This window comes from Shinella sp. CPCC 101442, from assembly GCF_024704725.1.
GTDB lineage: Bacteria > Pseudomonadota > Alphaproteobacteria > Rhizobiales > Rhizobiaceae > Shinella.
Window position 1 is genome coordinate 303,749 of record NZ_JALIQS010000005.1, and the last position, 12,372, is coordinate 316,120.

Here is a 12,372-nt window from a genome sequence, read left to right on the forward strand (position 1 = left end):
AGTGCCGGGCCTTTTCATATGGAAGCCAGGCCTTTTCACATGGAAGAAAGAATAGACGCCTCGATCCGACGGCTTTCGGCGACGTGGCCGGGGCATTGGACCGGGTCCGTTGCGGAGCCGGGATGTACCATCGTTACGCCGTCAGTAGGTGCTGCGGCCAGCAGGCGCGTGAGCCAGCGGGCCACCTGATCGGGGCGGTCGAGGCGCAGGAAACCCGAGAAATCACGGTTCGTCGCCCAGCCCGCCTTGCGGAAGGTTCGCCTTGCGAGGGCGGCAAGGGCGGCGATCAACAGCACCTTCTGGCCGCCCGCGCGAAGGTTCAGGACGAGGCCGGCGAAGGTCGCGGGCAGGGGAACTCGGATCCAGGTCTTGGCGTCGTGCGGCAGGCGAGCGGCAAGCGCGTCAAGACCGGGCAGGCAATGGCAGTGCTGATGTCCGTCATAGTAGTCGGGCAGGAAGCCGAAGCTCGCCTGGAATTTCTCCGCCTGTCGCTGGAATTCGCCGCGAATGTCGTCCGGCAGGTTCCCCGAGAAGCAAGCGAGCAACAGGCGTCCGACGCTGCGATGATTGGCCTTCTCGGAAAAGTCGTGCGTCACGTTGAGGTGAAGCCCTACCCGTGCGCCACGGCTGCGCAACAGGCGGAGGCGGTCCATGTCGGCCGCCGCGATATCGCCGTCGATCATCACCGATGTACCGTCCAGCCGGTGGTGCTCGATGAGATCAAGGATGACCTTATCGTGCTCCCGGCCAAGACCGAAATCGTCGGCGATCAGCATCCTGTCCTCACTCCGGCCAGATATAGACGAGCGCCAGTTCGAAATCGATCTGTTTGGGGAAGCGGAACCCGGAGCGGTGCAGCGTAAGAATCTTCGATTCGGCCTTGAACCCGTTTTCTGCCGCCCAGGCGGTTGCCTCGGTCATGCAGGCCGTCTTGACCTTGCCCGGCAGGGCCAGGGAGCAGACGATGACGCCGGCTTCGCTCTTCCAGTCGGCGCGCGGCGGATAGTAGCCGGGCAGGCGGCCGGGCAGTGCGGGCAGGGCCTCGATCCTTTCCGGAGAAAGGAAAGCAAGTGTTGCCGCATCGTTGCCTTTTGCGATCCACCGCAGCGGCTGCGTGTATTCACCCTTCCAGGTCTCGCCGATGGCGCGGGCGCTTTCCTCCCACGGCGTGTACTGTTCCACATTGCCCTTTGTGCTTGCCATGACGCCGGACACGATGCCGCCGATGATCATGAGCGGCCAGATGAAGCGGAAGGCGGCGACGATCTTGGGGCCGTTCACATCCAGTGCCGGCCGATCCGCATTGCGCACGAGGTAGAGCGTGAAGGCAAAGCCGATCGGGATCGCCCAGGGGGTGGAGAGAACCGCAAGACCCGCCACGGCGAAGCCGAGCGTGGTGAGCCACGGGCCGATGGCGACGAACGACAGCATGCTGTCTCCGGCGGGGCGTTTCAGCAGTTTGCCGAGGCGTCGCAGCGGCGAGCCGGTGACGAGGAAGAGGGCCGCCAGGATAAGCGGTATCGGCCAGTAGAAGAACGGCGAGACCGCGAATTTCGCGATGTAGTACAGGGCCTCTTTCAGCCCCCCGCTGCCGCCCTGTTCGCCCGCATAGGCAATGGCTTCATGGTGCTGGGCAAGCCAGTACAGATGCGGCGAGAGGACCAGAAGAAAGGTGACAAAAGCGACCCACGGGACGGCCGTCAGCCAGAGGTGCCGCCTTGCCGGCGTCAACGTGCTGGCGAAAAGCGGGATGAGCACCACGACCGAATAATATTTGCCAAGGATCGACAGGGCGGCAAGAGCGCCGAACAGCACGGCATAGAAGTTCTTGCGGGCAGATTCCGGGGCCGTTGCGCGAACGAAGGCCCAGGCGGCCCACGGCCATGTCGCAAGGCAGATGGAGTTCATGTTGAGCTTGCTGGTGAGCGTCAGGTAGGGCAGCGCCAGGGCGCACAGGGCAAGCGCGACGGCGGTATGCCGTTCCTCGAACTTCAAGGCCCGTGCCAGCGCGCGAATACCGAACAGCGCAACGGCAAGGTTGACGGCCGAGAGCAGGTAGAAGGACGCAACGCTCTGCGGCGCGACCATGAACCAGAGCTTTGCCATCCAGGGCAGGAACTGCGGATGTTTGTCGGATCCGAGCAGCCAGTGCTGCGACCAGGCATAGACCTCCGCCATGTCGCCATAGCCGTCGAGCACGGTCTTGGCGGCGATCGTCATCAGCCACCACACCAGCGCGTGGATCAGGATGAAGGGCGTGGTCTTCGTGAAGAATGCGTCTTTGCCTGCGGTCATGGGGAAGCCTGATTGTCCTTCGCCTTGTCGTCGGCGATCTGTGTGTGTGCATCGAGCGTGACGTCCTGGGCCAGAAGGTAGGCGGGACGGCGCTTGGCTTCGAGGACGGTCTTGCCGATATATTCCCCGAGAAGGCCGAGGAAGATCATCTGGATGCCGCCGAAGAAGGAAACGAGTGCGAGCACGGAGGAAATGCCGATACCACCGGACATGAAGAAGAGCCGTTCGATGACGATGTAGAGGCCATAGAGCGCGCTGAGGCCGGCGACGAAAAGACCGGCCAACCCCATGAGCCTGAGCGGTGCCGTGGTGAAGCTGGTCATCGCATCGAAGGACAGGGCCACGAGGCGCCAGGCATTGAAGCTGGAAACGCCGTGCTGGCGCGGCGGCGGCGTCATCGGAATGCCGCGCTGCTGGAAGCCGACCCAGCCGTAGAGGCCCTTCATGAAGCGTTCGCTTTCCGGCAGGCGCCGCAGCGCGTCGGCGAAGCGGCGGTTGATCAGCCGAAAGTCGCCGGCATTCTGTGTGATGTCGAAGCGCGTGCCGCGGTTGATGATCCAGTAGAAGCCGCCGGTGAGCGCGGATTTCAGCCAGCCTTCCGAGGCGCGGCGGTCTTCCTTATAGGCATAGACGCTGTCGATGCCCTCGGCGCGCCAGATGCGGACGAGATCGAGGACCAGTTCCGGCGGATGCTGCAGGTCTGCGTCCATCATCACGACGGCATCGACATCGAGCGCCGCTTCGATGCCGGCCGACAGGGCGGCCTCCTTGCCGAAGTTCCGGGAGAATTGCAGCAGGCGTACGGTGCGGCCCTGGAAGTCGGTGCGTGCGAGCAGGTCGAAGCTGCCGTCGCGGCTGCCGTCATCGATGAAGACGTAGGAGGTCGTCACGCCGTGTTCGTCCGACAGGCGCGCGGCGATAAGGTTCAGCCTTCCGACGAGTGCGACAAGGTTTTCCGCCTCATTGTAGATGGGCACGACGATCGCGATGGTGCTCATTCGCTTCCCTTCAGGAAGATTAGCATGGAGGAGACGGCGAAATTGAACACCGACACGATGACGATGACGATGGCAAGGGCGATGGGAACCGGAACGCCGGCAAGGACGAGTACATGCAGCAGGAGGGCACGCAGCGCGAAGACCACGACGGCGAGCAGCAGGAAACGTATGTAGCGCCGTTGCCAGCCCGCCTTGCTGCCGGGAAAGGTGATCTTCTCGTGATAGGCAAAGACCACGGAGGCGCTGACAGCCATGGAGAGAGCAAGCGCCACGCTCGGTGAAACCCCAAGAAGGGAAATCAGGAGCAGGGTCGCCGCATAGTCGATCACCGCCCCGATGAGCGAGCCGCCCCCGAAGGTGAGAAAGCGCTTTGCAAGCGATATGTAGGGCGTAGTTGCTGCCATCGTCTGCGAAAAAGGCGCCGTCGCGCGCGCGATCGGCCAATGCGTGGGTTCATACAGCATTCGTCGCGGATTGCCATGGTCTCCTGTGGACGGTCGGCACGTCACATGCGGTGAGGATGTTTCGGTAACCATATCTTCAAGAGATCGTCGCACTGTCCTGCCCAGGAGATCGGCTATGGCAAAGAAGACGACCGGGCGAAAGAAGACGACGGGTGCGAAGCGGGCCTCGCCGGCGGCGCGGCGCGGCATGACGCCTTGGTATGTGCTCAGCGCGGCCGTGATCGGCGGGATCGCCTATATGGATTATCGCGGGCCGGGGCCGGAACCGGTGGCGACCGGTATTCGCACGGCCTCCATCGAGCGCAAGGAAAAGAAGGTCGAGCGGGAGACGGTGCAGGTCAAGCCGAAGCAGCGGCCATCCCAGCTTGAAGAAATGGCGCTCCCGGCCGCGGAGAAACTGCCGGCATTCTCCGGAAAGTGGTTCATCTGTACGACGCAGACCGATTATTGCGTGCTCGATGGCAGCACCATTCTTTATGCCGGGCGCAAGGTGCGGCTTGCCGATATCGATGCGCCGGCGATCGCGGAGGCGAAGTGCGACGCGGAGCGCTCGCGCGGTGGGGATGCAAAGCTTCGGCTGCGGGAAATCCTCAGCGAAGGCGATGTGTCGCTGGTCGCTGCGAAGAACGTTGAAGGCCGGCATCTCGTGTTGCGCAACGGCCAGTCGATCGGCCACAGGCTCGTGCAGGAAGGCTTTGCCAGGCCCTGGACGGGGCGCCATCAATCGTGGTGCGGCTGACATTCTTTCTTGCGAAAGCTGTTCCTTTCCGGCACAAGCCATGCGCAAGCCTGCTTCCCTAAGCTTTCCGTGAACCGGGATGGTGCCGGCTGAAAAGGGACAATGACATGTCGAACGACCTCGAGCGCTACAGCGATCCTGACAATGCTACGGTCGCGCTCTTCCTCCTCGAAAACGACGCGGATCAACTGACGGACATTCTGGTGGCCGCACTGGATGAAGCCTTCCGGATTCTCGACGACGAAGCGTCGCCCGCGACCTTCCACTGATCGCTGAAACGAAAGAGGGGCCCTTGAGGCCCCTCTCGCTTTTCCAGCTATTGCTTAACCCGCCGCGACGACCTGGCGCTGGGTGCCGAGGCCGGTGATGGAAACTTCCATGCGGTCGCCGGGCTTCAGATAGCGCGGGGGCTTCATGCCCATGCCGACGCCGGGCGGGGTGCCCGTGGTGATGACGTCGCCGGGCTCCAGGACCATGAACTGCGAGATGTAGTGAACGAGGAAGGGCACCTTGAAGACCATGGTGCTCGACGAGCCGTTCTGCACGAGTTCGCCGTTGACGCTCAGCGTCATGGCGAGGTCGGCCGTATCCACCTCGTCCGTCGTGACCAGCCAGGGGCCGATCGGGCCGAAGGTCGGGCAGCCCTTGCCCTTGGTCCACTGGCCGCCACGCTCGATCTGGTAGGCGCGCTCGGAAATGTCGTTGCAGACGCAATAGCCCGCCACATAATCCAGCGCGTCTGCTTCGGAGACATAGGACGCACGTTCGCCGATGACGACGGCGAGTTCCACTTCCCAGTCGGTCTTTTCCGAGCCGCGCGGGATGAGGATCGTGTCATCGGGGCCACCGATGCAGGAAGGGGCCTTGTTGAACAACACAGGTTCGGCCGGAACGGCCATGCCGCTTTCGGCGGCGTGGTCGGCATAGTTGAGGCCGACGGCGATGAAATTGCCGACGCGGCCGACGCAGGCACCATAGCGGCTGCCTTCCGGTGCAAGCGGCAGGCTCGTCGGGTCAAGCGCGCGCAGGCGCTCCTGGCCGGCGCGGCCGAGCACATCGCCGGAAATATCCGCAACGATGCCCGAGAGGTCACGGATCTTGCCATCCGCGTCGATCAATCCGGGCTTTTCCGCGCCCGCCGCGCCAAAGCGCACCAGTTTCATGTCCGTCTCCATTCAAATGCCGGCCCTTGATGCCGGCTCGGCCGATTTCGGTTGCACGCACCTTCTATCCGGTTTTACATGGAGTCAACGATTTTCGAAAATCTTCTCCATTTTACAAAATGCGGGGCGACATGCAGCAGAAGCGTACAGGTAGCCGGACGCTTGCGGGAGACGCCTACGAGGCGATCCGCCAGGCGATCGGTGCGGGGGATTTCAAGCCGGGCGACCGGCTGCGCTTTGCCGATCTCCAGGCGCTCTGCGACATGAGCGTCACGCCGGTGCGCGAAGCACTGGCCCGATTGACGGCAGAAGGGTTCACGGTGCTCGACGATCACCGCGGTTACAGTGTCGCCCCGCTGTCGCTGGCGGAACTGCGCGACGTCACGGCGACGCGCCAGCTTTGCGAGGGTGAGGCGGTCAGGCTGTCGGTGCTGAACGGTGATGCGGATTGGGAGGCAAGGCTCGTCGCCGCGCACCACCTGATGGCGCGCATCCCGCAGGTGCGGGACGACATGCCGACGGCGATGCGTGAAGACTGGGAGGCCCGGCACGCGACCTTCCATGCCGCGCTGGTTTCCGCCTGCGGTTCGCCGGTCCTGCTGGAAATTTGCGAGAAGCTGTTTTCGCGGGCCGACCGCTACCGGCGCCTGTCCGTCAGCCTGAGCGGCGGCGCGCGAGATGTCGCCGGCGAGCATCGCCGGCTGGTGGAGCTTGCGCTGGCGCGCGATGCCGAGGGTGCGGCGAGTGCCCTTCGCGAGCACTACGGCCTGACGGCCGCAGCGCTCGAAGGGTTTTTTGCAGTCTAGTTACTTGGTGGCGACGACTGCCGGCGTGCCGATCGCGGATCCGCCGCCGATGGCAACGTTCAGCGAGACGTAGTCGCGGGCGAGCTGGCGGATTGCCGAAGCAAGCGACAGGCGGGCATCGGCGACGTTGCGTTCGGCATCGAGCACGTCGAGGATGGTGCTGGCGCCACCGCGGTAGCTTTCGCGGGCGAGGACCAGGGTCTGGTCGAAGGTATCGACGACCCTGCGCTGGGCGGCGACCGTCTGGTAATCGCGAATCAGCGCCGTCTGGGCGTTCTCGACTTCCTCGACCGCGTTCAGCACCGTGGACTTCCAGGTCAGATACTGCTGCTCGGCGTCCGAGCGGGCGATCTTGACCTGCGCCTTGAGTGCGCCGCCGTTGAAGATCGGCAGCGAAAGCGACGGGCCGAAGGACCAGCTGGAAAGGCTGCCGACCCGGGCATTGAAGTTGCGCGCCGCGCCGATCGAACCGCCGAGTTCGATGCTCGGATAGAGATCGGCTTCCGCCACGCCGATTGCCGCCGTTGCGGCCTGCAGGCGGCGTTCAGCTGCACGGATGTCCGGACGGTTGCGAATGAGATCGGCCGGAACGCCGGTGCGCGTCGCGTAACGCGGCATCGGCTGTGCGGAACCCTTGAGCAGGCTGGACGTGATCGTGCTGGCGGGCACGCCGAGCAGGGTCGCGATGTGGTTTGCCGCCTGGTGGAAGCCGGTTTCGAGCGCCGGCAGATTGGCGAGCGTCTGGTTGACGAGGCCTTCGGACTGCAGGACGTCAAGGCTGGAAGCCGCGCCGGCTTCCTTGATTTCGTTGGTGAGTTTCAGCGTCTCGCGGCGCGACACCAGGTTCTTGCGGTTGAGCGCCAGCGCCTCCTGGAAGTAGCGCGCATTGACGTAGCTCGACACCAGATCGGAGAAGTAGGCGAGGCGTGCGACGTTGATATCGTCGTAAGCGGCGTCGAGCGATGCGTTCGCAGCTTCCTTCTGGCGGCGATACTGGCCGAAGAAGTCGATCAACCAAGACGCGCTGAGGCCGGCGCTGATAGACTTCGATTCGGCATGCGTGCTGCCCGTGGTGCGGCGCAGATAGCTGCCGTCCTGGCCGCTCACATTGCCACTGGCCGACGCGCCAAGGCTCGGCAAGGCGCCGGCGCCCGCGATGATGACGTTCGCCTCGGCCGCTTCGATGCGCTGCAATGCCTGCAGAACGGTCAGGTTTTCGCTCATGCCCTGATGGACGAGATCGTTGAGGCGCTTGTCGCGGAAGGATTCCCACCACGGATTGAGCGTCACATTGTCGGCGCTTGCCGACTTGCTTTCCGAGAACTTCGCGGGAAGCGCGGTCTCGGGCTTCTGGTAGTCGGGGCCGACAACACAGCCTGACAGGAGGAGCATGCTCAGAGGAAAAAGTGTCCTGGTGAAATTCATGGGTCTATCCTGCCGGCCATCGGGGCCTACTAAACTTAACGGAACATATTCGCGATTCACTCTTTATTCATGTTTGAACGCCAGATCGAGTCCTACGCAAGAAAAGAATGGTCCCACAGCGTTTTTTCCCCGCTTCGATGGATGTGTGTGCCTTCAGGGCAACGGGAGTATTTGCTCTGACGTTGTGAATTTGCCCGCATGGCGAAAGCGCCGACTTTTGGACGCTCCGTCAGGTTGCGTCACGGCATTTCCCCGGAATGTTCGTCTTTGCGACATATTTTTCTGAAAAATGCTGCGAGCGCGAACAGTATTTTGCGATTCGAATTGTCACACAAATCCGGCAGCAATTTATTCCAAAATTCTGCGGATTCCATTGACATCGAGAGGAGACCCTATTATGTGTTGCAGCATCGCATGAAGGCCGCGTGCATTTTGTTTCGGTCTATCCCTGACGCGCCCTTTTTCAGCGTCAGCGCCAACCAGAGGGAGTGTGACATGTATCATATCAACAGCATCGCCTCCGCGTGTGTGGCGTACTCCTGTCGTGAAACGATTACCGGGAAAACATCGACGCTCCGTCGAATGTAATCTGAAATTCCCTCTTCGATTTTAGCGCAAATGAAAATTGGCTGTGCCCTCGGGTGCCGCAGGAGTTGTTATGCAAAAGCAGGTTATCGAAATCGGTGGAGAAGCCCTGGGCGTCGTCGTTCCCGATGAGGATCGGCTGAAGTTCGTGGCTGTCAAATATTCCGTATGGGATCTGGATTCCCAGCGCTTTTCCTCGGCGGACGAGGTGCGCGCGGCTATCCGGCGTCTCCTGAACGATCCGTCCGCTGCACAGCGGGCGATGAACCCGGCCAATGTCGCGGCCTGAACGAAAATTCTCAAGTACCAGTCGTGTTTCGTACTGGTTGACGACGGGCCTTGCTTTGCGCGGGGCCCGTTTCTTTTTGTGAACAATCCATTCACCGGACGCTGGCTGGCGCGGGGTGCCGAATTTTGATTGGGTGTCTTTCGAAAGGAGGTGCCCCATGCAGAGTGGCATCCATCACATCACGGGTATTACCCGTAAAGTCCAGGCGAACGTCGATTTCTACGCCGGCTTCCTGGGCCTCAAGCTCGTCAAGCGCACGGCCGGGTTCGAGGACGCCGATCAGCTTCATCTCTTCTATGGCGACGCGGCGGCCAGTCCAGGCTCGCTGATCACGTTTCTTGCCTGGGAGGATGGGTCTCCCGGGCGGGTCGGTCTCGGCCAACCCGCGGAGATCGCGCTCGCGATCAGGCCGGAGGCCATCGGTTTCTGGCTGACGCGGGCTTTGACGAAGAATGTCGCCATGACCGGTCCAGCGCAGGAGTTCGGTGAACCCGTGCTTCGGCTGAAGGATCCTGATGGTATCATCGTCAAGCTCGTCGGCGAGGCCGGTGTGGAAGGCGTGGCTCCGCATGTCACGAAAGACATTGCGGCTGGCGATGCCATCCAGCGTATTCGCGGCGCGACGATCTTTTCGGAAAAGCCTGCGGAGACGGCGGCCTTCATCGGTGGCCATTTCGGCTTCCGCAAGGTTGCCGAGGCGAACGGCGTCACGCGGCTTGCGGGTGATGCCGGCGACATCCTGGATATCCGCGATGCCAGTGGTTTCTGGACGTCGGCACCGGGCACCGGGACGATCGACCATATCGCACTGCGTGCGCCGGACCGCGCCGCCGTCGAGGCTGCAGCCGCAAGGCTTGCGGCCGAGGAGGCGGGCGACGTCAACATGCATGACCGCACATATTTCTATTCGCTTTATGTGCGCGAACCCGGGGGCTCGCTGGTCGAATATGCGACGGACGGTCCCGGCATGGCAATCGACGAGCCTCCGGAGGCGCTGGGCCGCAGGCTTTTCGTGCCGAAACATTTTGGCGCAGACCCGGAGGATGTCCGGGCGCGCCTTCCGCAGTTTTCCTTGCCAGGAGAAGAAAGAATGACCGAACGGGATCTCCCCTTCATCCACCGGGTGCATCGCCCGGAGGCGCCTGACGGCACGGCGGTGGTGCTGCTGCACGGCACGGGCGGCAACGAGACGAGCCTTCTGCCCTTCGGCGCGCGGCTAGCGCCCGCCGCCGTGCTGCTGAGCCCGCGCGGCCGCAGCGCGGACGAAGGCTATCCGCGCTTCTTTCGCCGCATCACCGCGACGACCTTCGACCAGAAGGACATTGCCGGCGAGGCGGAGGCTTTCGCTGCCTTCATGGAGGGGGCGAATGCGGCCTACGGGCTCGACCCGGCAAAGACGCTGTTCGTCGGCTATTCCAACGGCGCGAACATGATCGGTGCCGTCATGCTGCTGCATCCCGGCATCATTCGCAACGCGGTGCTGCTGCGGGGCATGAATGTCCTGGAGACCGTGCCGCCGGCCGATCTCTCCGATGCCAACGTGCTGATGGTATCGGGCCAGTCGGATCCCTATGGCCGTTTTGCCGGGGATCTGGAAGCGCTGCTCAGGACAGCCGGCGCCAAGGTCGAAAACAAGCTGCTGGCCGCCGGCCACGATATCGGCGCGGCCGACCTGGACTTGGCCAAGGCCTACAAGGAACGCATCATCGGCTGACGCTGACGATGCGAACATGAAAAAAGGGGCGTGTCTTGCGACACGCCCCTTTTTTACGACGGTGGATTATCGCGTGTAGTTCGCCACGAACGCGGCAAAACCGGCGACGAAATCGCGCAGCTTCTTCTCCGTCGCCTCGTCGGCGATCTTGCCATCCTGAATCACCGTTCCCGCGCGCGAAACCATCAGCTTGGCGCCGAACCACGGTACGGTGCCGAGCGTGCGCATGATGGGGAGCCAGGCTTCCTGCGAGAGCAGCGTGCCGAAATTGCCGGGCGAGGCGCCGGTAATAGCGAAGGGCTTGTTGCCGAAGACGCGGGCGATATCGGAGGAGGGGCGGCTCATCCAGTCGATGGCGTTCTTGAAGACGCCGGGAATGCCGTTGTTGTATTCCGGCGTGAAGAGAATGACGCCGTCGGCGTCGGCGACGAGGTCTTTTAGGCGTGTCACGGCGTCGGGAATGCCGTCTGCCGCTTCGGCGTCGCCGTCGTAAAGCGGAATGCCGTGGATAGAGCCTTCGACGATCTCGGCACCATCGGGCGCCATCGCCAGTGACGCGCGCAACAGCGCCGTATTGAAGGAGCCCTTGCGCAGGCTGCCCGAGATAACCACCAGTTTCGTCATGTCGTCTCTCCGTTTTCAGACATAAAAAACCCCGGCGGACGGTTTGTCACGCCGGGGTTTGTTTGCGATTAGGCCAGGGGCTTCAGCCTTGCCTCGATCTGCCTGCGGCGCGGCTCGAGGAAGGGCGGCAGCGACAGGCTCTCGCCGAGCGTTTCCATCGGCTCGTCCACGGCAAAGCCGGGACCGTCAGTCGCGATCTCGAACAGGATGCCGTTCGGCTCGCGGAAATAGAGCGAGCGGAAGTAGAAGCGCTCGACCTCGCCGCTGGACGGCAGGCGGAAGCCACGCAGGCGCTCTGTCCAGGCATTCAGCGCCTCGACGTCGGGGGCGCGGAAGGCGACATGGTGTACGGCGCCCGCGCCCTGATGGGCAGCCGGCAGATCCGGCTCGACCGCGACGTGCAACTCGGCAGCCGGGCCGCCGTCGCCCATCGAGAAGACATGCACCTGTCCTTCGCCGTCCGGGTTCGGATAGGTCGAGGTTTCCTTCATGTTCATCACCTGCACCAGAACGGTCTCCGTGTTGCGGATATCCGGCACGCTGAGCGTAATCGGGCCGAGGCCCTTGATCTGGTGTTCGGCGGGAACGGGGCTCTTTTCCCACGGATTGGACGGCGCGCCGGCATCGTCGACGGTCAGGCGGAAACGCTGGCCTTCACCATCTTCGAAGTCGAGCGTGGCGCGGTTGTCGATATCCCTGATGTCGCCGGCCTTGACCTTCTCCTCGGCAAAGCGCGCCTTCCACCATTCGAGTGTGGCGCGGGTGGCAACGCGCAGGCCCGTGCGGGAAACGCTGTGCGTGCCGCGCCGCTCGTGGCCGACCGGCCAGTCGAAGAAGGTGAGGTCCGAGCCCGGTGAGGCGAGCCCGTCGGCATAGAAGAGATGGTAGGCACTCGTATCGTCCTGGTTGACGGTTTTCTTGACGAGGCGCAGGCCAAGGGTCTGCGTGTAGAAACGCAGGTTTTCCGCCGCATTCGCGGTGATCGCGGTCAGGTGGTGGATGCCGGTAAGCTGAAGGGTCATGACAAACTCCTCTCCGGAAGCGTCCGGGATGTTCGTGCGGTCCCGCCGTCGGGCCCGTCTGTTGGAGTGAATATCGCCCCTTGCCGGCGCCACCGGAAGACCGGGTGCGGCGAACGGATTGTTCACTTTTCCTGAACGGTGCGGTGTTCTCCCGAGGGTCGTTTGCATGCCGTGCCGGTCAAGCCCTCGGAAACAGCGCTTTATCCACCCATTCTGTTCCAATCTGCGTTCGCTAGAATTTTATCGTT

At 62.9% G+C, this 12,372-nt stretch carries 13 protein-coding genes; 5 read left to right on the plus strand and 8 right to left on the minus strand.

Annotated elements, in window-relative coordinates; translation table 11 throughout:
* Positions 1 to 35 precede the first annotated feature (35 nt).
* Genes MUO32_RS20455 through MUO32_RS20470 form a run of 4 tightly spaced genes read right to left on the minus strand, consistent with a single transcriptional unit; the run spans position 36 to position 3,757 of the window.
* Positions 36 to 776 (minus strand): ChbG/HpnK family deacetylase, encoded by a 741-nt coding sequence (locus tag MUO32_RS20455; protein ID WP_257950231.1) that lies wholly within the window; start codon positions 774 to 776, stop codon positions 36 to 38.
* Positions 777 to 783: 7 nt separating this feature from the next.
* Positions 784 to 2,295 (minus strand): glycosyltransferase family 39 protein, encoded by a 1,512-nt coding sequence (locus tag MUO32_RS20460; protein WP_257950232.1) that lies wholly within the window; start codon positions 2,293 to 2,295, stop codon positions 784 to 786.
* Complete coding sequence (locus MUO32_RS20465) at positions 2,292 to 3,293, minus strand: glycosyltransferase family 2 protein (protein WP_257950233.1); 1,002 nt, start codon at positions 3,291 to 3,293, stop codon at positions 2,292 to 2,294. The genes MUO32_RS20460 and MUO32_RS20465 overlap by 4 nt, the downstream gene beginning before the upstream one ends.
* The gene (locus MUO32_RS20470; RefSeq protein WP_257950234.1) at positions 3,290 to 3,757 is read right to left on the minus strand and encodes a GtrA family protein; all 468 of its coding nucleotides are present in this window, start codon (positions 3,755 to 3,757) and stop codon (positions 3,290 to 3,292) included. Before MUO32_RS20470 ends, MUO32_RS20465 begins: the two co-directional genes overlap by 4 nt.
* A 115-nt stretch (positions 3,758 to 3,872) precedes the next feature.
* Between MUO32_RS20470 and MUO32_RS20475 the strand changes: the two genes are divergently transcribed.
* Positions 3,873 to 4,496 (plus strand): thermonuclease family protein, encoded by a 624-nt coding sequence (locus MUO32_RS20475; RefSeq protein ID WP_257950235.1) that lies wholly within the window; start codon positions 3,873 to 3,875, stop codon positions 4,494 to 4,496.
* Positions 4,497 to 4,603: 107 nt separating this feature from the next.
* Positions 4,604 to 4,765, plus strand: a complete 162-nt coding sequence (locus MUO32_RS20480; RefSeq protein ID WP_244762228.1) for a hypothetical protein — start codon at positions 4,604 to 4,606, stop codon at positions 4,763 to 4,765.
* Between the two features lie 54 nt (positions 4,766 to 4,819).
* Here MUO32_RS20480 and MUO32_RS20485 read toward each other — a convergent pair whose 3' ends face one another.
* On the minus strand, positions 4,820 to 5,659 hold the full coding sequence (locus tag MUO32_RS20485; RefSeq protein ID WP_257950236.1) for a fumarylacetoacetate hydrolase family protein: 840 nt from the start codon (positions 5,657 to 5,659) through the stop codon (positions 4,820 to 4,822).
* A gap of 131 nt (positions 5,660 to 5,790) precedes the next feature.
* Here MUO32_RS20485 and MUO32_RS20490 point away from each other — a divergent pair, with 131 nt between their 5' ends.
* Positions 5,791 to 6,465, plus strand: coding sequence for a GntR family transcriptional regulator (locus tag MUO32_RS20490; RefSeq protein WP_257950237.1), 675 nt, complete (start codon positions 5,791 to 5,793; stop codon positions 6,463 to 6,465).
* On the opposite strand, the gene MUO32_RS20495 is transcribed toward MUO32_RS20490, so the two are convergent.
* Positions 6,466 to 7,890, minus strand: coding sequence for an efflux transporter outer membrane subunit (locus MUO32_RS20495; RefSeq protein WP_257950238.1), 1,425 nt, complete (start codon positions 7,888 to 7,890; stop codon positions 6,466 to 6,468).
* Between the two features lie 658 nt (positions 7,891 to 8,548).
* Here MUO32_RS20495 and MUO32_RS20500 point away from each other — a divergent pair.
* Both MUO32_RS20500 and MUO32_RS20505 read left to right on the plus strand, forming a co-directional pair.
* Complete coding sequence (locus tag MUO32_RS20500) at positions 8,549 to 8,764, plus strand: hypothetical protein (protein WP_257950239.1); 216 nt, start codon at positions 8,549 to 8,551, stop codon at positions 8,762 to 8,764.
* A 157-nt stretch (positions 8,765 to 8,921) separates the two neighbouring features.
* Entirely contained in the window at positions 8,922 to 10,478 is a 1,557-nt protein-coding gene (locus tag MUO32_RS20505; RefSeq protein ID WP_257950240.1) for a VOC family protein, read from the plus strand.
* A gap of 66 nt (positions 10,479 to 10,544) precedes the next feature.
* Here MUO32_RS20505 and MUO32_RS20510 read toward each other — a convergent pair whose 3' ends face one another.
* Positions 10,545 to 11,102 (minus strand): NADPH-dependent FMN reductase, encoded by a 558-nt coding sequence (locus MUO32_RS20510; RefSeq protein WP_257950241.1) that lies wholly within the window; start codon positions 11,100 to 11,102, stop codon positions 10,545 to 10,547.
* 68 nt (positions 11,103 to 11,170) lie between these two features.
* The gene (locus tag MUO32_RS20515) at positions 11,171 to 12,124 is read right to left on the minus strand and encodes a ring-cleaving dioxygenase (RefSeq protein WP_257950242.1); all 954 of its coding nucleotides are present in this window, start codon (positions 12,122 to 12,124) and stop codon (positions 11,171 to 11,173) included.
* Positions 12,125 to 12,372 lie beyond the last annotated feature (248 nt).